Origin of the sequence: uncultured Mailhella sp., assembly GCF_944324615.1 — a bacterium.
Taxonomy (GTDB): Bacteria; Desulfobacterota; Desulfovibrionia; order Desulfovibrionales; family Desulfovibrionaceae; genus Mailhella.
In genome coordinates this window covers 18,614-39,186 of the sequence record NZ_CALUWY010000021.1, presented here as the reverse complement: position 1 = coordinate 39,186, position 20,573 = coordinate 18,614, and the positions used below count along the sequence as shown (strand labels likewise).

The following is a 20,573-nucleotide window of genomic DNA, read 5'->3' as shown; positions in this document are numbered from 1 at the left end:
CACCTACTTCATTTCCCGCAGCCATGCCGCGGCCTGAGCGTCGCCCTTCTGCGCGGCCTGTTCCGCCCACTGACGGAGTGCGGCACGCGCGCTTTCCCCTTCGGGAGACTTGCCGTAGTAATACCAGGCTTCCGCGCCGTCCTTCCCGATGGTTCCCCAGGCAGGACGCGAAGGATCCACGCATTCGGCATAACGCTGCGCCCCTTCGGGGTTGTCGGCCGATGCGGCATAATAATACAGGCGGAACAGGGCGTCCTGCTGCTCCACGGTATCGGCGTCCAGTTCGCCCGCAAGCTTCATGGCCGATTCGGGCGTGCGTTCGCCTGCAAAGAAGGAGGCCACGCGGCCCTTGGCGTCGGCACGCATCGCCGCTTCCTCGGCGGCCTTCTTCGCAGCCTCGGCCTTCGCCGCTTCTTCCGCCGCCTTCTTTTCCGCCTCGGCCTTTGCCGCTTCCTCCGCGGCCTTCTTTTCCGCTTCGGCCTTTGCCGCTTCCTCCGCGGCCTTCTTTTCCTCTTCGGCCCTGGCCGCCTCTTCCGCAGCCTTCTTTTCGGCTTCGGCCCTGGCGGCCTGTTCGGCCTGCTGCTGTTCGGCGGCCTGATCGGCGCCCGTGCCGCTCATCATGAAGTATGCTCCGCCCCCGGCCAGCAGGGCCACCACCACGGCGGCGGCGATGATCAGGCCCTTGCCGGACTTCTTTTCCCCGGTACCGGCCTCAAGGGGCGGAATGTTCATTGCGTCGGCCGATGCCGCCGCGGCCTTTTCCGCTTCGGCCTTGGCCGCCTCTTCGGCGGCCAGACTTTCCGCCTCAATGCTGGCGGCAAGCGCGGAGGCCTTCGCTCCGTCGGCCTGAGCGGCTTCTTCCGCAGCCTTTCTCTCGGCCTCGGCCCTGGCCGCTTCTTCCGCGGCCTTCCTTGCCGCTTCTTCCGCAGCCTTCTTCGCGGCTTCCTCAGCGGCCTTCTTCGCCTCTTCCGCCTCCACTTCCCGGTAATCCCGCAGGGTACCGGTGTGTTCCAGACCCGACCAGGCGATGTCGTAGGCGGGCATGACGGCCTCGGCCTTCACCTGCCCCGCGGCATCCACAAGGCGCACCTCATAGGTGCCGCCCTCCAGGCTGTCCACATAGGCGGGCCGCAGCTCGAAGGACACACTGCCCTCTTCCACCACGGGCGGTTTTTCCAGCTTCAGGCTTTCGGGGCTGCCGCCCCACCTGCCGTCGCCTGCGGCGCAGAGGTATTCGCAGGTGTTGCCGGTATACTTTCCTATGGCGATGCCGTCCCCGTCTTCGTAGAAGCCCGTGTCGGAGTCCTCACGCGTCAACGTCACACGGGCATAGCCCGGATCCAGGTCGTTCTGATCAAATTCCGCTCTCATGCGCTTGCCTGTTCCCCGTTAATCTGTTTGATGATGTTGCCGAGCAGGGTGTTTTCCTCAAGATTGATCTTGATGCCGTCGGAAGAGGTCACGTTGTCCACCAGCATGCCGTAAAACGTCGTCAGCCAGTCCTTGTACCACTGCTTGGCCTGGGACTTCGCCACTTCCGGCAGCACCGGATAATCGACCACGACGGGCGCATCCCTGAACACCGTAACGCTCTGGCCCCGGTAGTTCACCACGCGCTGGGATTCGGGCATATCCGCGGGATTCTTGCCCATCCAGCTCACGAAATCGTTGAGCACGCCTATGGCGTAGCTCGCCTGCTTGCGTATCTTGCTGTCCCGCGACACGTCCACGGGCATGGCGATTTCCCGGAACTTGCTCTCCAGCTTGTTCTGTATCTCCAGCCGGTTCACGGCCACGTCGAATTCATCGAGCATGGCGAGGAAGGTGGTCTTGGGGAACATGTAGTAGCCCGTGCACTCCGCCGTATCCGCCAGATCGCGCATGCGCGAACTCCATGCCTCGATGATGCGCTCGGCATAGAAGTACAGCTCGTCCTTGTCCGCCGGAACGGCGGCGGCAGAACCGCTGGCGGTGGAGGCGGCGGGAGGATTGTCGTCCAGCAGGGCAAGGACGTCGATATCCTCCATATCTCCGCTTTCGGGGGCGGGTTCTTCCTCCTGAGGAAGGGTGAACGTCGATTCCCGGTATTCGTCGCAGCGGCGTTCCGCCTCGCCGAACAGGTAGAAGAGCTGTTCCGGAGAAATGGAGAAGCGGTTCAGCAGTTCGGGGAAGCGTTCCTGGAAGTTGGGGTTGAGGAACAACTTGCCGAAGCTCTGGAAGAGCTGCATCTTCTTCTTCAGCTCTTCTTCCTGATTGCCGGAATGGTAGAAGGGAGCCAGGGTGGCAAGCAGCGTCTGACGCGCCGTGTACAGGGAGCCTGCAATCTGGTTGAGCTTCAGGTTCGGGTCGCACAGAGGCTGCAGGCAGCGCTTGATGTGCTCGATGCCGCCGTCGTTGAGCTTCATCACCTCGTCGAAGGCCGTTTCCGGAGAACGGAAGTGCTTCCGCACCAGATGCGACTCCAGAAAGGCCTTGCGAAGCTCGTCCCTGTAGGCTTCCATGCTGGGCCGCACGCCGGTTTCCTTCCAGCCTGCGTTGTCGGAGCTGTAATCCATCATGCTCGACCAGCGTATGTTCACGTTACGCAGCATGAACAGATTGTTGAAGGGCTGGTTGGGCGTCCATTCCTCCACCCAGCGGGTGTTCTGGCTGTACGCGCCCGAGAAATGCCCGAGAAACATGCCCTTCAGCACGTCGTCCCAGCGGGTTTCAGACCTCGCGCCGCTTTTTTCCTCGAAGTGATGATCCGACTTGGTGAGGATGTAGAAAAGCGCGGTCTTGGCGTGCAGGCGGTCTTCCGGCGTCTTGCCGTGGGTGGCCATGATCCATTCCTCCACCGCGCCGGGCAGGCCGGGCGTGTTGTCGGAAGTGGCCACGCACAGCAGCAGGCTGGTCAGTTCCCGTTCCGCGTTGTAGCGCTGGAAGAGATAGGCCACCTTGCCGCGGCGGAAGAACTGTTCCACCGCGCTGTCTTCCTTGCCCTTGGTCAGGTAGTCGCGGATGTCCGAACATTCCAGACGGGCCTTGTAGCCGGGGAAGTCCAGAAGGTCGGTATGGTCGAAGTAGTCCGCAGGCTTGTGCGTCATGACGAGGGTAAGCTCGGCGATGATGGCCGTGGCGTTCTTGCGCAGAATGGAGGCCCTTCTGCCGTCGGCCGTGCACATCTCTATCTCGCCGCGCACATGGATCTCGCCGCGCACATGGCACTGCGAAAAGTCGGTGCGGCCCAGCGTTTCCACGTCGATGATGCTCGCTTCGCGGGGCACGAGGGCATCCATGGCGCAGAAGGCCTCCTCGGCGTTGCCGAGTCTGGCCAGATCCGTGGCCAGGGCGAGGAACATGTCGTTGAATTCCGGTATGCCGTCCCAGATGATGCCGAAGAGTCTCGCGCGGTCGTCCAGCGACAGGCGCGGCGCCATTTCGATGGCGTCGTGCCAGTACACCTCATCCAGCGCGGCGGCGCGGCTCAGCCCGCCGAAGGAATTGGTGACGTATTCGCGCAGATCTTCCATGACATCCAGCGTGATGTGCGCGTTCCCGCTCCCGGTGCGGCCCTTCAGCGCGGCCACGGCGGTCTGTATGGCGGTCTTGTCCACCTTTTCCTTGTGGTCGCAGTCGCAGAAGTAGGTGTTGGCGAAGATCTTGACCAGTTCCGTTTCCGACAGCAGGCGCACATGCACCGGATAGCCGGAAGGAATGTTCGCCGGGGGCGTCATGGTGAAGCGGGTGACAAGACCCGTGGATTCCTTGGCACCGCCGGGGTTCAGATCCTTGAGAAAGTCATACTGCCTGCCGTCGAAATCGCAGCGCACTTCCTTGTTCTCGTCGCGCGCGAGGGAGGAAAGCAGGTAGGACTTGCCCGCCTGGCTCGGGCCGAACACGCCGGCGCACATCTTGCGTTCCGCCGCCCTGCCGAGCTTGCGGAACAGGCGCGCCTGACGACGCAGCTTGACAAGCACTTCTTCTCTGGATTTACCGCAGGCGCGTACCCTGTCTTCATTGCGCCGTATCCACTCCTGCGCCTGTTCGGCGGCGGCGGTAAGGCGCCTGGCATCAGCTATAATCGTATCCTTTTCCATAAAAGGCTTCCTTTTCTCTTCTTTTCCGTGAGGGCGCATCAGGAGAACAGAATGGCGGTATCCATCCAGCAGCCTTCCTCATCCTTCTTGCCGAGGGTACGGAGAAGAATGCGCACGGGCTTGCCGGGAACACGCACAAGCTCCATCTGCCCGTCGCTCATCCGGCGTTCCTGCACGGCGTCGAAGTCCTGATAATCGATCTGCGGTTCATCCAGTCTGGCCTTGATGTCTCTGCCGCTTTCGGGAATGTCGTCGATGCCCTCATCCTGTTCGGGCATGACGAAGTGCACCTTCACCTCATAGGGCGTATGGCCCTGGGCGTTGCGGCGGGATTCCTCGTCGGAGAATTCCATGCGCCAGCAGCGCGTGGCCGTCCAGCGGGGCACTTCGAGCTGCCGGAAGCCTATGGTGATGGGCGCGCTGAATTCCACGATCTTCGTATAGGTATCCTCGCCCTTCGCCTTGTCGGGGTTCATGTTGGGGAACCAGACCTTTTCCCGGGACAGGGAACCTTCCACATCGAGCTCGCCTATGTAGCGCGCCGTGCTCTTGAGTTCCAGGCGGCTGGAATCGAACACGAAGCCTTCGATGCTGTTTTCCGCCAGGGCGCAGAGGATGGCGCCCATGACCACGGTGGTCTTGGGGTCGGTGATCCTGCCCGTATTGTCGGCAAAGCGGTACCACGGACCCACGCGGTAGGTATGCATGGGCACCACGCGATCCGGAGCCACGGAAAGCTGGGAGAACACCTGACGCACCACGGCATTCCAGCGGGAGGGACGGCCGGTGAGCAGGAGCACGTCGCAGCCGTAGGCGTTGACGACCTCGCCCATGCCGCTGATGACGGAACTCACGCTGCTGCCCACCACCTTGTCCACCTCGGAACAGCGGATATGCATCTCCATGTCCATCACGTTCACGGCAACGCCGCAGCGCTCCCGCAGGGTGTCGTTGAAGAAGTCCACCACCGCGTCCTGAGGCTGCTCCGCGCGTGCGGAGTTTGTGACATCCTCCCCGCCGCGGAAAAGATCGCGCACGGAAACATTGATCTCGCTGGTGACATCGCGCAGATCCTTCTTCTCATAGCGCGCCAGAATCTCGTAGGCGATGGGCATGGCCACCTGCCGCAGGAACTGGACGCGCAGATTCTGGATGCGGATGTTCTCGCTCTTCTTGCCGAACACATCCCTCACCACGGAGTCGGCGTCGCTGTTGCGCACCCCGTGCTTCACCAGCGTATCGACAAAGGCCTTGCACACGATGCCGGAAACAATGGTCTTGAGCACATCGTCGCCGCCGAAGTTGAAGCCGTCGCGCATTTCCTGCTTAGGCCAGATGCGGTTGGTGGAGGATTTGTCGTTGGCAAGCACATAGGTGGTCACCGAAAGGTCGGTGGTGCCGCCGCCCATGTCGATGGTGGCCACGCGCAGCGTGGGCCTGGTTTCCGTCTGCGACGGCATGGTTTCCTTCGGCACGGTGCGGAGCCTGCCCATGATTTCAAAGAACAGATGGGCGTCGCCCTGATAGTTGCGGTTGATCTCGTTGTAGAGATACACAAGCTGCGTGCACGTCGCCTCGTCCCAGCGGCAGCGGATTTCGGGATTCATGCGGAAATCCTGCGTTCCGCCTTCCGGAGCGCGCCTGCGTCCGCCCTTGCCCGAAGGCGGTTCGGCAAAGAATATCTTCTTCCAGCCCAGGGCCTCCCACAGGATGTTGACGGCGGCATACGCCCAGCGGCGGTAGATGCGCTGTTCGGCAAAGGGCATGCCCGGGGGCACGGTGAAGATGACGCTGCGCAGGCGACGCGGCCTGTCGGGATACTGACGGCGGTAGCGCTGCGCCGGGGAGTTGATGGTCACAAGCGCCTGCTGGATGAGTTCCATGAACAGGAACATCATCATGGACGAACGGGAGAAGCGCGGCTGGTTGGCGGGCAGCGCATCCTGATTGCGGCAGCCCGGCAGCGTGGCGTCGAACAGCTTGGTGAGATAGCTCTTGTCCGCCGGAGCATCGCCCGTGGGGTTCAGCTCACGCACGCAGCCCACCGGCGTGCCCACGTTGTTGAGATAACGGCAGATGGGATGAGAGGAAATGAGCTCCTCCCTGTCGTCGGCGTTGGTCCTGTTGAAATACCACAGGTTGCTCGCCTCCTCCTGATCCCACAGGTAGCGCTTGGGGCTCGTCATGCCCGACGTGCCTTCGGCATTGGAGGCCATGCCCGCAAGGCGGCTCGCCTCAGGCCCGGTACGCACGGGAGACACCCAGGTGAAGGCGTTGGTCCTGCGGCCGGAACGACGGCTGTAGGTGGTGGAGCCGAATTCCACCTTGGAAAATTCCACACGGGTCTCGAAGGGCTCGGCATAGAATTCTTCCGGGCGGCTCAGGTCGCGCAGCTGCAGGCGGTAACTGTCGTTGAGGTCCGTGGTCTTGCTGAGCTGATTTTCCACCAGAAGGCCGGTACTGCGGGAGTTGCCGATATCGAGGATGAGATCCACGTCGATGCATTCGGACTGCACGTCGGAAGCCGTGTCCTGCGTGCCCGCAAGGTTCACGATGCGCACCTTCAGATTCCCTATCACCATCTGCAGGAACTGAAGATAGACAAGGTACGAGGCAAGGTAGTCCAGATGATTTTCCTGCTCGGCCATGCTGCGCGGACGCTCGTTCCTGTGCGACTTGTCGAGGAAATACTCATCCCACAGAGAATGAAGCCAGCCGTCCACCCAGCCTTCCGTGATGAACCAGGAATTGTCCCTTTCCTGATCGGCCAGGGAGCACACGGCGCGGGCCGTCACATCGTCGGGAGAAAGGGCGGCGTGCCTGCCCTTCATCGGTTCCTCCACCTGCATGTCGAAGGCCAGCACCACGCGCCAGTTGAAGATTTCCGGATCCTGCGCCGAGGGAACCCGCGTCACATAGGCGCGCGCCCAGTTCGTGGGGCCGGAGCGGAAACGCGGCTTGCCGTCACGGTAAAAGTCGCCGGATTCACGCAGAAAAGGCACGGGCAGCCACTGCCCGATCCACGGACCGAAGTTCTTCTCCGCCTGCACCACATAGTAGTCTTCATCGCGGTATTCGCCCTTGCCTTCGGGGTCGAGCAGGTATCCTTCCTCAGGATCCTCAAACAGCTCGCAAAGCTGAAGCGTCTCCTTGTTCTGCTCCTCACCGTCCTCCTTGAGGGGAACGGTCTTTTCCACAAAGGTTTTCTTGATCCTGCGCGCCTTTTCCGGCGGTATTTCAAAATCAAGGAACTGGGGAAGCCCATATGGAATGAGGCTCACCGTATCTTTATATTCCGGCATCTGCTGCATGATCGAGTTCTCCCTTCATTACTTCAGGCGGACAAACGTGGCGCCGCTCCAGGTGATTCCGCCGTTTCTGCCGTTGCAGATGGCCTGACCGCCCTGATCGCTGCACTCCATGTAATTTCTGTTGTACCCGGCTCTCTTGTCCTTCGAGCGGAAGTCGGACGTGTTGATGCGCAGCACGCCCTTCTTGTAGGTGGCTCTGGCGGAAGCGTCGTACCTGTAGCCTTCACGTTCCCGGATGGTGGCCGTGCCCCGTCCGTTCCTGTCGAAACGGAATTCCATGACCACGGGCTGATTGTCGCTCGTGCGCACAAGGCCGGTATTGCAGCGCCAGTATCCTTCAAGGAAGGACATGCTCTTGTCGTTCGCAGGCAGGGAAAGCCTGCTCTCCTTGCGGCTGCTCTCTTTCCGGCTCTGCGAGGAGGAAGCGCTCTGTGCGGCGGCAGCGGCGCTCTGCGCGGCGGAGTTGGCGGAAAGTTCCGCCAGCATGCCGGCAATGTCCACATCCCCGGTCTGCGCTCCGGCCGCAGCGGCCTGGGACGCGTCGGCAGAGCCGGAAGCCGCGGCGGCGTCCGCGCCCGGTTCGGGGGCCACGGGCAGAAGCTCTTCCATGCTCATCTGCCTGTCCTGCTCATCAAGAAAATCCTTGGACACAAGGCTTCCGCCCTCGATGCGCGTCCAGCCGTTGGAGACGTCGCAGAGAAGTTCCGCGCTCCTGCCGCTGCTGCATTCCATGAAGGTGGGGTAATAGCCGTGCCCCTTGCCGTCGGAATAGGCGCCGGTTCTGACGCGCAGCGTGCCCTTCGACGAACCTGCTGCCTCGGCGGCCGCCTTGAATTCCTTGCCGGAGCCTTCCCGGATGAGGGAATAACCCTTGCCGTTCTCGTCAAAATGAAATTCCAGCGCCACGCTCTCGCCGTCGCTCTTGCGGGCCAGATCCCGGCTGAAGCGCCAGTCGCCGGCAAGGGCAGAAACGGCATCGGAACCGGCCTTCATCTTCGCCTTTTCCGCGCTCGCCATGATGTCGGGCGCAAGTTCCGCGCCTTCATCGGAAACTTCGGTGAAGTTCCCTTTCTCAGGAGCAGGCATACCGGGCACACCGGGCAGAGCGCTCCACGCTCCGGCCGGGGCGTTCTGCGCGCCCGACGCTGCGCCGGAAGCGGCGGAGGGCTGGGCCGCACTCTGCGCGCCGGAGGCGGCCTGCGCCGCGCCGGTATCCGCGCCGCCGATCAGCCGGCCGCCTTCCCAGGAGGAAAAGCCGTCCGAACCGTTGCACACGGCCGCGCCGCCGCTGTTGCGGCATTCCATGAACTCGGGATAGTACACATACGGAGATTCGGGATTGCTGAAGGTGCCCGTCTGGATTTTAAGCGCGCCGTCGCTCATGGCCGCACGGGCCGGAGCCGTATGGCGGACGCCCTTGTCATCCACAAACGAGACCGTGCCCAGCCCGTTTTCATCAAAGGCAAATTCCGTGCCCAGCGTGACGCCGTCGGGACGGACGAAAAGCCGGTCGAAATTCCAGCCGCCTTCCATGAACGAGGCGTCCTGCGCCCCTTCGGGAATGACCAGCGCCTTCCCCTTAAGGTCGTCCCTGGCCTTGTCCATGGCAAGACCCGTCACCGCTTCCTTTTTCCCGGAAGCCTTCTGCGCATCCGCCGCCTTCTGTTCCTCGGCGGCCTTCTGCGCTTCTTCCGCCTTCTGCGCCTCGGCAGCGGCCTGTGCAGCTTCTTCCGCCTTCTGGGCTTCCGCAGCCTTCTGGGCTTCTTCGGCGGCATTCTGCGCCTCATCGGCAGCCTTCTGCGCATCCGCCGCGGCTTCCTGCGCTTCTTCGGCATTCTGCGCCTCGGCGGCCTTCTGAGCCTGTTCCGCGGCATTCTGCGCCTCATCGGCAGCCTTCTGCGCCTCTTCCGCGGCTTCCTGCACTTCTGCGGAGTTCTGCGCTTCGGCAGTCTTCCGCGCTTCTTCCGCGGCCTTCTGAGCCTCTTCCGCAGCCTTCTGCGCGTCATCGGCGGCCTTCTGCGCATCCACGGAGTTCTGCGCTCCGGCCTGGTTGTCGGAAGGCAGCTTCAGAGGTTCACCCTCTTCCCCGCTCTGAGCTTCGGAAGGCTGCGCCTGTTCCGCGTTTTTCTGCGGAGAAGGAAGGCGCAGACTGTTGGCAAACACCGGGGAAGGCATGACGAGCGACGCGATGATCACCGCACAGCTCAGAGATTTCATCATGGAACTCATTGTGCATTCCCTCCTACGGTGACTTCGACATGCCAGGATTCACCGTTCCTGTTCGTCCCCGTGCAGGAAGGCTTGCCCTTGATGCACACAATGGAGAACGGATCGTAGTTGTTTTCATTGGGGCAGATAAGTTCCCCAAGCTCGAATCTGACGGTATCGTCGGCGCCGTGACTTGCCGTCACCGTGCCTTCGCAGGTCTGCGCCTTTTCCACAATATAGCTCATGCCCTTCCCGTCCTGACCGGGGAAGTGCAGCCGCAGATCGACTATTTCATTATTTTCATTGGCAAGAACGCCCTTGGCCTCCACGTCGCCCTGCAGAAAACCGAAGGAGGTGTCGGGCATGGCGGGTTCTTCTCCCTGATTCAGAAAAAACCAGGCCGCAGCGGCAGCGGCCGCCAGCACGACCAGAAGCAGAAGAATAAGCGGCAGTTTCGACTTCTTTGCCTGCACGGGGGCAGCTGCGGCCTGCGGCCCGGGTTCGGCGGGCGCAACAGGAGCCGCCGGAGCAACAGGCGCGGCAGGTTCCGCGGGCTTCTCTTCGGCAGGTTTCTCCTCCGCGGGCTTTTCCGGCTTTTCTTCGGCGGGCTTTTCTTCGACGGGCTTCTCCTCATAGGGGAAAGGCACCACAGGGGTCACCGCCGCCTGCTTCTGCAGGGCGGCCTTGGCCTCTTCCTCGGCTATGGTCTTTTCAATCTGCCGGATGAGGCTCTTGCCTTCCTCCACCACGGACTTGTCCCCTTCGGAAAAGCCCCAGCCGGTGAGCACCGGGCTGCCGTTCACGCTGTACAGGTAGCTCAGATCGGGAATGATGAGCGCCTTTTCCAGCGTATCCGCGTAAATCTTATAGGTCTGGCTTCTGCCCTGCGCGCGCATCTCGCCCGCATAGGCCAGCAGCTTTTCAAACATGGTGCGGAAGCGGCGGAGCACCTGCTGCTTCTCCTCCGGAGGCAGATCCACCACCTTTACGGCTTCGCTGTCCTCGTCGGCATACCAGTCGATGCTCTGTCTGTCCTCCACGGGCTCGGCAAAAAGCCTGGCATAATCATCGCCCAGATCTTTATTGGATTCAATGATGCTCAGCACCTGATTGCGCATCTTGTAAATATCGTTTCCGCCGACCTGCGCTACGGTCAGGCCCAGTCTTTCCGTTGTGGCGATATGATTATTTCCCATGGCTGATTCCTTTCATGAAGCCTGGAGGATGAAGGAAAGGCGTATGCCGCCTTCCCCGCAGGGCGGCCGCACGCCGCCCGTGAACGGGTATCTGCAAAAAACAAAAAAAGAAACATCGCTCCCCCCTTGGCATAAGGAGGGAGCGATGAAACCGTTACGCGAGCTGTCCGGCCACGCCGAAGAGCTGATCAACAGACGCCATGGCGTCCTGGAGATCCTTTTCCGTCTGAGCCTTGGCCTTGTTCACACGGGCCGTATCGCTCACCATCTTGTTCTTCTGGCGGGTGGTGGCGTTGCGCACCTTCTGCAGGTCCTTCTGCGCCTGACGCTGCTTGGCCTTGGCAAGCTGCAGGTCTTCCTGTTCCTGCTGCTTCAGGAAGGCTTCACCGTCGGCAAGGCGTTCATCCATTCTCGTCTGAGAGTCGGCCCAGTAGGTATTGATGTTTTCAATACCGCCCTGGATTTCCTTCATGCGGGCCAGGAATTCTTCCTTGGAAATCTTCTTGGCCTTGGCGGCACGGGTCAGCACGGTGATCTGGTCACGATAGCACTTGTACGCCTTTTCCACGGAAGCGCGTTCCAGATCCCAGCCCCTGGAGCTTTCGCCGAGGATGTTCTGGTATTCCTTCAGACGTTCATTTCTGTCGTTGATCTTCATGAGGCGCGCGGAGAAGAAGCCCGTCACGCCGCCGGCAAGAGCACCGGCCGTGGCGCCGATGGCCGCGCCCTTCCAGTCCTTGGAAGTGAGGCCGCCGATCAGCGCGCCACCGAGAGCACCCACCACCGCTCCCGTGGCGGCGCCCTTGATTTCCTGACTGTTGTCCTGATCCTTGCACAGCCTGGCTATGGGATCATAGCATTCCGGATAATAGTTCGCCTGGAAAACGGGAACAGCCTGTTTGGTTCCGCACCCGGTCAGGGAAAAGACAAGCATGACGGAAAGAAGACATACGATAACCTTGGACATTTCATACCCCTTCGCTAAGTATTAATAAAAAACGCAAAAGAGTTCTACCCCCCTGAAGAGTAGAACTCCTTTTTGCCTTTGCAACTCAAGCTATGACTCCTTTAGATCTATGAATTTATTATGTTAATAATTATATAGCAAAAAGTTATATCAAAAAAGAACCAGTCAGAATCAACAGATTTTATAATCTGTTGTTTTATAGCTACCCTCCGGAGCTCATGTCAAGGGAAAATTGGTATTTTTTGACTTATCAGGCAGTTGCAGTACAGCATTTCTGTGATCCTGCCGCACTTTCCCGGCCTCGCCTTCTCTGCATGCAGAAAAAGGCCGCGGCAGGCGGCCCCGGCGCCTGTCTTCCCGCCCTCCCCCACGCCCCGGCAGAGGCCCTTTCCCGGCGCTCTGCCGCACCGGGCAGGCCGGGCAAAGGCCCCGGAAAAAGTCCGGGCAGAAGGCAGGCCCGGCATGAGCCGGAAAGGCAGATTCCGGTCAAAATCCCCCAAAAGCCCGGGACGAGCTTCCTTTCTTCCGCAGGGCACACGCCTGCGCGGGCCATGAGGGCGATGCCGGGCAAGGCCGGGTGCATACGCGCCGCGCTTATGCCGGGCGCAGGGCCGCGGGGCACAGGGGCCGGGCGTTCTGCCGCCCTGTCCGGCCCCTGCGCAGGATTCCCCTCCCGGAAAATGCCTTTTCCAGCAAAAAAGGCCGCACCGGAAACGGCACGGCCCTTTCTTATGCATGTCGGAAGGCGTTCTACATCCCGGCCGGCGCCCTGGAAATGCCCTCCCGGGCCAGAAGATGGTAGATCTCCTCCAGTTCCATGGGAAGATAGTAGTAGAAGCCCTGTATCATGTCGCAGCCGGATTCCTTGATGAGGTTGTTCTGCTCGCGGGTTTCCACCCCCTCCATGCACACCTGCTTGCCGAACTTGTGGCAGGCATACACGATACTGGAAATGAAGTTCTTTTTTTCGTTGGAGGCGGTCATTTCCCCCAGAATGGAACGGTCGACCTTGATGATGTCCGTGGGATACTGCAGAAGCATGCGGAAGGAGGAATACCCGCTGCCGAAATCGTCAAGGGCAATGCGTACGCCCTTGTCCCGGCACATGCCGGCAAAGCGGCGCAGGTTTTCCGCGTCCGCATCCATGCAGCTTTCCGTGACTTCGGCCACGAGGTGGGAACCTTCCAGATTGTACTTGGCAAGGGTCTGCGCCATGACGTCGGGAAAATGCTCATCCGACATCTGATGCAGGCTCACGTTGAAGCTCAGATAAAAATCGCTGCGGTAGGCGTTGATGCGCAGGCAGTTGCAGACGGTCTGCTCGAACACCCAGCGCCCCACGGAATGGATCATGCCGTTTCTTTCCAGAAGCGGGATGAACACGGTGGGAGAAACATCCTCATCCCCGAAGCGCCAGCGCAGCAGGGTTTCGCCGCCCACGATGCTGCCGCTGGAAACAATGGGCTGCACCACCACGCGGAAGTTCTTCATGCCGTGCAGCACGTCGTGATTGAGGGTGAGCGCCATGAGGGAAAGGCGCTTGCTCTTTTCGATGTTGCTTTCGGAATACTCCACATATTCGTGCTGTACTTCGTGCTTGGCAATGCGTATGAGCGACACGGCCCGCTCAAGGAAATCCTCGGGCTTGACCTCGTTTCCCCGGTATTCCAGAAGCGCGAAGGAACAGGGCTGCTGTATGGATACGCCGAACAGCGCGTAACGGCCGGAAACCACGTCGCGTATCCTTTCCATGAGCAGCTTCGTGCTGTCGTGGCAGAGGCTGTCCACCACGGCGATGAAGCGCATGCCTTCCAGGCGGTAGAAGGTGAGCTTGTCGGAAAGCTCCTCCACAAGGCCCATGGCAATGCTGCGGATGAGGTTGTCGCCGCAGGCGCGGCCGCGGGTGCTGTTGATTTCCATGAAATGGTTCATGCTGAAGCCGATGGCGGAAATGGTGGTGCCGCTCTTGTGGGCCTCCTCCAGCAGGCGGAACATGATGCCTTCGCGCGGGAAGTTGGAAATGGGGTCCACCACGAAGTTCTCATCCTGATGCGTCACACGGCCGGAGAAGAACAGCGGAATGTTTCCGTCGTCGCTCCACTTCATCATGCCGTAGCAGCGCACCCAGATATTGCGGCCGTCGGCCGTGCGCACCCTGTAGCGCAGATCGTGACACACGCGCTTTTCCCTGAGCATGGATTCCATTTCCTGACGGTACAGCTCCCTGTCCCTGTCGGTGCTGATCCTCTTGGCCCAGTCCTGAAAAAGTCCGGGAACCACGTTTCCGCTGAAGCCGAACTCGTCGCGCATGTTGTCGGAGATATAGAACATGTCCTTCTGCATGTCGCCGAAGTAGAAATAACTCGTCGTGTTCTGCATGCCGATGGAAATGAAGAACTGCTCAATATCGCAATAGGTGGAGTTCACGAACTGATAGAACAGGCTGTCGGGGTTGCCGCCTCCGGCGACGCGGCCCGTGCCCCTGCGCTCCACCCCGGGCAGGCGGCGGTTCAGGGCATAGTATTCCCGCTTGTCGCGGTACATCACGCTGTCGGCCCGGGAAACCAGTTCCTCCAGGCACAGAGGCTGCTTGTCCGACCAGGCGTAGCCCACGGCAATGTGATACTTGTCTTCCCGGACGCACTTCTGAAGCCGTTCCACCTTGTTCAGAAAGGCCTTTTCCCGGATGTTCTCGAACACGATCACAAATTCGTCCCCGCCGCTGCGGAAGATGTCGGGAGTGCGCAGGGCGTTGCGGATAAGCTCGTAGCAGTGCCGGATGAGCGCATCGCCCCCGGTGTGGCCCAGAACGTCGTTCACCTGCTTCAGCCCCGTGACGTCGCAGAACACCACGCCCAAAGAATACCCGTTCCACGGGCTGCCGTAACGGTCGAACAGGGCGTTGCGGTTGAAGGCGCCGGTGAGCGAATCGCGGAAGCTCATGGTGTTGAGACGCCGCAGAAGGTCGCGCCGCCTGAGCAGGGAAACCATGAAGCAGCTGAGCACCTTGAAGAGCGAGGCCACCAGGTGGAGCTTGTCGTTGTCGGGATTGTCCACGCCGATGAAGCCCATGATGCGGTCGCCCATGCGTATGGGCCCTGCCGTGAGCGTCTGTATGTTCTGGGGCTTCAGAATGGCGTAGGAGGTGGGGTGAGTGGTGCGGATATCTTCAATATCCTTGATGATGACCACCTGCCCCTGTTCAAAGATGTCAAGCCACCACTGCAGGCTCGACGTATGAATGTCCTGAAGAAGATCCTTCTGCGGCGACACACCATCCCTGCACCACTCGTAGGTGTTCACGGCGGTGGTATCGTGCATCTCGAAAATGTACGTCCGGTCGCAATGGAAGGTTTTCCCGATATAGGCGAGTATCGAATCCACCGCTTCATCGGGAGTCAGCGTGGAAACCACATACTGAAGACACTCGTTGATGATCGTCTCGTTCTTCGCATACATGACGCTTTTTTTGGAAACGGTGTCGCTGTCGACATCGACGGCGATTTCAATCCTGTATGCTCTGCCGTTATAAACGAACTTTGTGTCTTTTATTAAAAAATTCTTGTTCATCACAGGGTTCTTGTGAACCCATGAAATGAACTTCTTTTCGTTCAGACTGGAATTATTGCAGAAATCACAGGGACGCCCTATGCCCTGCAGTACTTCATGGCATTTCTTATGTGCATATTCATCCGCGGAAGAATATCCCAGAGACTCCCTGAGCTGTTTATTCATGTAAACAATCTCATGACTCTCCATGTCGGAAATATACACCATTTCATCCATTTCTTCAAAAATGGCTGAAAGAAATTCGATCATATCGCTCACCCGTAATTCCGGCACAAAAGTGCCGCCCCTCTCACGGCGTTGATTAATGCATTTTTATGAAAAATACAATCCCCGACCCGGATGATTCAGCGGTGCAAAAAAAACACCAAGGCCTTGTTCATATCTGTATCTTAGGAAAATTTCGCTGTAAAAATGGACTGCTTTCCTTATACAGAGCAGAAAAATATCCTGTCCCCTTGCACCTGCCCTTCTGCTCTGCCGGAATGAAGCACAAAAAAAAGCCGCTTTAAACAAAGCGGCACCCGTTTTTCTGAATGATGCAGGGAAAAGCATCACCCCTTCGCTTTTTTCATGCAGGAAAAGGCACGCATCTGCTGCGCAAAGACGGCGGGGGTTCGACATGCATCCCTCCGGAGCATGAAAAAAGCCAACAGGAAACGTATTTTCCCACAACACACGGCCCGGCGCTCACGTTCAGGAAATATTGCATCTCCGTACCCTTCTGCACAGAAAAAAAACGTCCCGCAGCAGAGGATACACATGCATGCGGGAAGCGGGCAGAAGGTGAGGGGCGAACATGGAAATATTTATATAAGACACTTTGATATTACCACGAAAATGCGTCATAATGACATGGAGCCTTCCTGCGCACCGGACAACGCAGAACCGCCGCGCGCCCAGGCAGAGACGGGCACAGGCGCCGTCCCGGCACGCTCACAAGGCTCCCCGCTCCGGCATACCCGCTTCGCTCCGGCGGGCTGTTCCGGAAGACGGAAAAGCAACAGACATTTTTCTCATGTCCCCCCTCGGACACAGCCTGCAGCGGCCCCAAAAACACGCCGCAGATGCGCTGTGACGGAACGAATTTTCCCCCGAACTTGGATTAAAGTCAATACTTGCATAAAAAACTGTTTGTGAATCACGCGAAAAAACGTACGTTTTTCTTCCCCAAAAGGAGTGAAAACGTGTCGAACAAGAACAAGCAGCCGCTTGCCGTGATTGTGGGCGCCAACATCATGGCAAAAAGAAAGCGCATGGGAATGAATCAGGCCCAGTTTGCCGAAAAACTGGGTATAGGGCCTGATTCGCTCTCGCGCATCGAACGCGGCCTTACCGCGCCCCGTTTTCAGACGCTGGAAAAAATCGCCCTTATTCTGGAATGCCCCGTGGCGGAACTTTTTCTCACCGGCGACGACCCCGCCTTCCGCAACTTTGTGGAACGCCATCACGGCGACGACGCCATGAGCGAAATCATCTTCATGGCCGAAAAGATCATCCAGACGGCGCGAAAGCGTTCCTGACCCATACCCTTTTCTGCTCCCCGGAGCAGGGCCCCGTTTTCTTCCCCTCCGCCCGCCTCCCCTTGCGGGCGGAGAGACTTGACTTATTTCAACAGTTGTTGAACTATCCCACCCATGGAAAGCAGATATGCCAGCCGAATTTTTGAAGCCCTTTCGTCCGAGGTGCGCCTCGACGTGTTCCGCCTGCTCGTGAAGCATGCGCCGGACGGGCTTGTGGCCGGGGACATTGCCCGGCTTCTCGACCTGCCCGCCACCAACCTTTCCTTTCACCTCAAGGCGCTGGTACAGAGCGGCCTGGTGCATGGGGAAAGGGAGGGGCGCTTTCTGCGTTACCGCGCCTCCATTCCCCTCATGCTCGACATCATCGCCTACCTCACGGCGCAGTGCTGTTCCGGCAGGCCGGAATGCTGCCGCGCCTTCCGTGAGGAAAGCGGCGTGGATGCGCGCTTTCTGCCGCCCGTGGCGGCCCCCTCTTCCGACAGGAAAGCCTGACGGCCGTGCAGGCAGGGAAAGCGCGGCCCTTCTGCCGCATCTTATATTTCAATAGTTCAACAATTCTTGAAGGAGTCAGCATGTCCGGACCCGCCTTTTTTTCAAGCTCACCGGCAGGCAATGCCGGAGAAAAACAACGTGTTCTGCGCTATGCGGCCCTCTGCGCCCTGTGTGCCGCGCTCTGGTGGCTTGTGTACAGCCATGTGCAGGCGGCCTCCTCGTGGCTGGTCTTCGACGTGCTGAAGATTCCGGCCTCCTCCCGCCTCGGGCCTGCGCTGGAATTTTTCCTGTACGACACGGCAAAGATCCTGCTTCTGCTCATAGCGCTCATCTACGTCATTGCGTGGCTGCGCGCAGGACTGGACACGGAGCGGGTGCGCGGCTTTCTTGCCGGCAGGAAAAAAGGCTTCGGCTACGCGCTGGGCGCGCTGTTCGGGGCGGTCACGCCCTTCTGCTCCTGTTCCAGCGTGCCGCTTTTTCTGGGCTTCAGCACTGCGGGCATTCCCGTGGGCATCACCATGGCGTTTCTCATCACCTCGCCCGTCATCAATGAAATTGCGGTGGTGCTGCTGTGGGGGCTGCTCGGCATGAAGTTCACCCTCCTCTATGTGGCCGTAGGCCTTGCGGCGGGCATGCTCGGCGGCATGTTCATGGACGCGGTCAACGCCGGGCGCTTTCTTCAGCCCTTTGTGCGGCAGGCCATGACAAGCCCGCTGCGCCCCCTGGTGGCGCCCGGACTCCGGGCACGGATGACCGTGCTCAGGCGTCACGCCTTTGCCCTGCAGGAAACGCGCACCATTTTCCGCCGCGTGTGGAAATGGGTGCTTGCGGGCGTGGCCGTGGGCGCGGCCCTGCACGGCTTTGTGCCTGCGGGGTGGTTTGCCGAAAACCTGGGCGCCGGGGAATGGTGGTCGGTGCCCGCCGCCGTACTGCTGGGCATTCCCCTCTACTCCAACGTGACCGGCATCGTGCCCGTGATGGAGGGGCTGCTTGCCAGAGGCCTGAGCGTGGGCACCACCATGGCCTTCTGCATGAGCGCCGTGGCGGCCAGCCTGCCCGAACTCATCCTGCTCAGGCAGGTGATGACCGGAAAGCTGCTGGCCCTCTTCCTCGGCTATGTGTGGGTGATCTTCACCCTTACGGGCTGGCTGTTCAACGCCCTGCAGGGCGTGCTTTTCTGATTCCGCACGAACGCGCCCCGCTCTTCTGCAAAAAAACGGCCGCAACACGGACACTTCCCCCGCGCGGAGCTTCGGCTTTTCTGATACATAGGCCGCATGGCACGAAAAACGGATAATTCCCCCGCGCGGGGATTCGGCGCGCAACGCAGTGCGCCCCCTCTTTCGCCCAAAACGGCTTTTGCACGCAACGCGGGGCAACGCTCCCGCGGGCTTCTTTCACGCAACGCCCCGCGGAGTTTTTAGCGCGCAAGGCCCCCGCACGGAGCGTTTTAGAACACAACGCCTTCCGCGGGGAGACTGCTTTCACGCAACAAAAAGCAACACGCGCGGGGCTTCGGGGTGCAACGCAAGGCCCCCCGCGTTTTTTGACGTGCAACGTGAGGCATATGGCCGTACAACGCGGAAGACCGCACCAGGATTCCATAAAAAACAGCGTGTTGCGCGCAACGCAAAGGCCCCGGGGCTTCGACGCGCAACGCAGCGCGGCCCCTTCTTCCGCAAAAAACGACGTGTTGCGCGGAAGGCGGGGCAACGCTCCCGCGGGCTTCTTTCACGCAACGCCCCGCGGAGCATTTTGGAGCGCAAGGCACCCCCGCGGGAGTATCGCCCGCAGGGCCCTCCGGGGCCCCGTCCGGGCATTTCCGGCCCTCTGAAGGTCTCCCGCCCGGGCAGCCGGGCAAAAAAAAAACGCCTCCCGGAACTCCCCGAAAGGGAAGCTCCGGAAGGCGTAAGCGGATCATGAAGCGCGAAGAGCTTTCGCTCAGCGGCGTTTACTGCTTGTAGTGGCGCAGGAACTGCTCAAGCTTCTCCACGGCCTCGGAGAGGATGGAGATGCGGGGCAGGTACACGATGCGGAAGTGGTCGGGCTTTTTCCAGTTGAAGCCGGAGCCGGGCACGAAGAGGATGCGTGTTTCGCGCAGGCAGTCCAGGGCGAACTGGGTGTCGTCGACGATGTGGTAGCGTTCCGTGTCGATCTTCGGGAAGATGTAGAAGGCCGCCTTGGGCCTTGTGGCGGAAATGCCCGGAATGCTGTTCAAAGCCTCGTAAATGAAGTTGCGCTGTTCGTAGATGCGGCCGCCGGGCACGATGTACTCGTTCACGCTCTGGTAGCCGCCGAGGGCCGTCTGAATGATGGCCTGCCCCGGCACGTTGGAGCACAGGCGCATGTTGGAGAGCATGTTGATGCCCGCGATGTAGTCGGCGGCAACGCTCTTGTTGCCGCTCAGGATCATCCAGCCCACGCGGAAGCCGCAGACCATGTGCGACTTGGAAAGGCCGCTGAAGGTCACGCAGAACAGGTCGGGCGCCAGGGAGGCGATGGAGACATGCTTTTCCCCGTCCATGACCAGGCGGTCATAGATTTCATCGGAAAAGATGATGAGCTCATGCCGCCTTGCGATATCCACAATGCGTTCGAGCACCTCCACCGGGTAGAGCGCGCCCGTGGGGTTGTTGGGGTTGATGATCACAAGGGCCTTGGTCCTGTCGGTGATCTTGCTTTCCATGTCCTCCAGGTCGGGGTACCAGTCGGATTCCTCATCGCAGATATAGTGCACGGCCTTGCCGCCCGCGAGGTTGGCGCAGGCCGTCCAGAGCGGATAATCCGGGGAGGGGATGAGGATTTCGTCGCCGTTGTTGAGCAGCGCCTGCATGGAAAGCTGAATGAGTTCGCTCGCCCCGTTGCCGGTATAGATGTCCTTCATGCCCACGCCCGGAATATTCTTGATCTGGGCATACTGCATGATGGCTTTTCTGGCGGAGAAAATGCCGCGCGATTCCGAATAGCCCTGCGACTTCACGATGGAGTCGCGCATGTCGATAATCACCTCTTCCGGTGCGGAAAAACCGAACGGCGCGGGATTGCCGATATTGAGCTTCAGAATGTTCATGCCGTTCTCTTCCATGCGGGCGGCTTCGTCCACCACGGGTCCGCGCACGTCGTAAAGCACATTGTCCAGCTTGCTGGATTTGGAAAAGGTTCTCATCATCACTCCCGGTATGCTTTGCCAGAGAAACATGGAAATTCTGGGTAACACGCTGAAAAAAGCG

General features: G+C 60.0%; 12 protein-coding genes. 3 read left to right on the top strand and 9 right to left on the bottom strand.

The genetic code is table 11. The features are described 5' to 3' along the window. Window positions 1-3 precede the first annotated feature (3 nt). From Q0K07_RS06625 to Q0K07_RS06590, 8 genes are all read right to left on the bottom strand, one after another. A complete protein-coding gene (locus tag Q0K07_RS06625; protein ID WP_294557898.1) occupies window positions 4-1,371 on the bottom strand; it encodes a hypothetical protein in 1,368 nt (455 codons plus the stop codon). Next, window positions 1,368-4,079 carry a virulence factor SrfC family protein gene (locus Q0K07_RS06620; protein ID WP_294557897.1) on the bottom strand — a complete coding sequence of 904 codons (2,712 nt, stop codon included), beginning with the start codon at window positions 4,077-4,079 and terminating at the stop codon, window positions 1,368-1,370. The genes Q0K07_RS06625 and Q0K07_RS06620 overlap by 4 nt, the downstream gene beginning before the upstream one ends. Window positions 4,080-4,117: 38 nt before the next feature. After that, window positions 4,118-7,390, bottom strand: coding sequence for a virulence factor SrfB (locus Q0K07_RS06615; RefSeq protein WP_294557896.1), 3,273 nt, complete (start codon window positions 7,388-7,390; stop codon window positions 4,118-4,120). A gap of 18 nt (window positions 7,391-7,408) precedes the next feature. Next, window positions 7,409-9,619 (bottom strand): hypothetical protein, encoded by a 2,211-nt coding sequence (locus Q0K07_RS06610; protein ID WP_294557895.1) that lies wholly within the window; start codon window positions 9,617-9,619, stop codon window positions 7,409-7,411. After that, window positions 9,616-10,794 (bottom strand): hypothetical protein, encoded by a 1,179-nt coding sequence (locus Q0K07_RS06605; protein WP_294557894.1) that lies wholly within the window; start codon window positions 10,792-10,794, stop codon window positions 9,616-9,618. The genes Q0K07_RS06610 and Q0K07_RS06605 overlap by 4 nt, the downstream gene beginning before the upstream one ends. Before the next feature lie 154 nt (window positions 10,795-10,948). After that, on the bottom strand, window positions 10,949-11,761 hold the full coding sequence (locus Q0K07_RS06600) for a lipoprotein (protein WP_294557893.1): 813 nt from the start codon (window positions 11,759-11,761) through the stop codon (window positions 10,949-10,951). 750 nt (window positions 11,762-12,511) lie between these two features. Next, window positions 12,512-15,580 carry an EAL domain-containing protein gene (locus tag Q0K07_RS06595; protein WP_294557891.1) on the bottom strand — a complete coding sequence of 1,023 codons (3,069 nt, stop codon included), beginning with the start codon at window positions 15,578-15,580 and terminating at the stop codon, window positions 12,512-12,514. 63 nt (window positions 15,581-15,643) lie between these two features. Further along, window positions 15,644-15,952, bottom strand: a complete 309-nt coding sequence (locus Q0K07_RS06590; RefSeq protein ID WP_294557890.1) for a hypothetical protein — start codon at window positions 15,950-15,952, stop codon at window positions 15,644-15,646. A 563-nt stretch (window positions 15,953-16,515) separates the two neighbouring features. On the opposite strand from Q0K07_RS06590, the gene Q0K07_RS06585 reads away from it, so the two are divergent. The 3 genes from Q0K07_RS06585 (at window position 16,516) to Q0K07_RS06575 (ending at window position 18,524) form a co-directional block, all read left to right on the top strand. Next, a complete protein-coding gene (locus Q0K07_RS06585) occupies window positions 16,516-16,851 on the top strand; it encodes a helix-turn-helix transcriptional regulator (protein WP_294557889.1) in 336 nt (111 codons plus the stop codon). A gap of 114 nt (window positions 16,852-16,965) precedes the next feature. Next, on the top strand, window positions 16,966-17,343 hold the full coding sequence (locus tag Q0K07_RS06580) for a helix-turn-helix transcriptional regulator (protein ID WP_294557888.1): 378 nt from the start codon (window positions 16,966-16,968) through the stop codon (window positions 17,341-17,343). An 80-nt stretch (window positions 17,344-17,423) separates the two neighbouring features. After that, complete coding sequence (locus Q0K07_RS06575; protein WP_294557886.1) at window positions 17,424-18,524, top strand: permease; 1,101 nt, start codon at window positions 17,424-17,426, stop codon at window positions 18,522-18,524. Window positions 18,525-19,294: 770 nt separating this feature from the next. Here the strand turns inward: Q0K07_RS06575 and Q0K07_RS06570 are convergent. Further along, entirely contained in the window at window positions 19,295-20,512 is a 1,218-nt protein-coding gene (locus Q0K07_RS06570) for an aminotransferase class I/II-fold pyridoxal phosphate-dependent enzyme (RefSeq protein WP_294557884.1), read from the bottom strand. Between the last annotated feature and the right edge of the window lie 61 nt (window positions 20,513-20,573).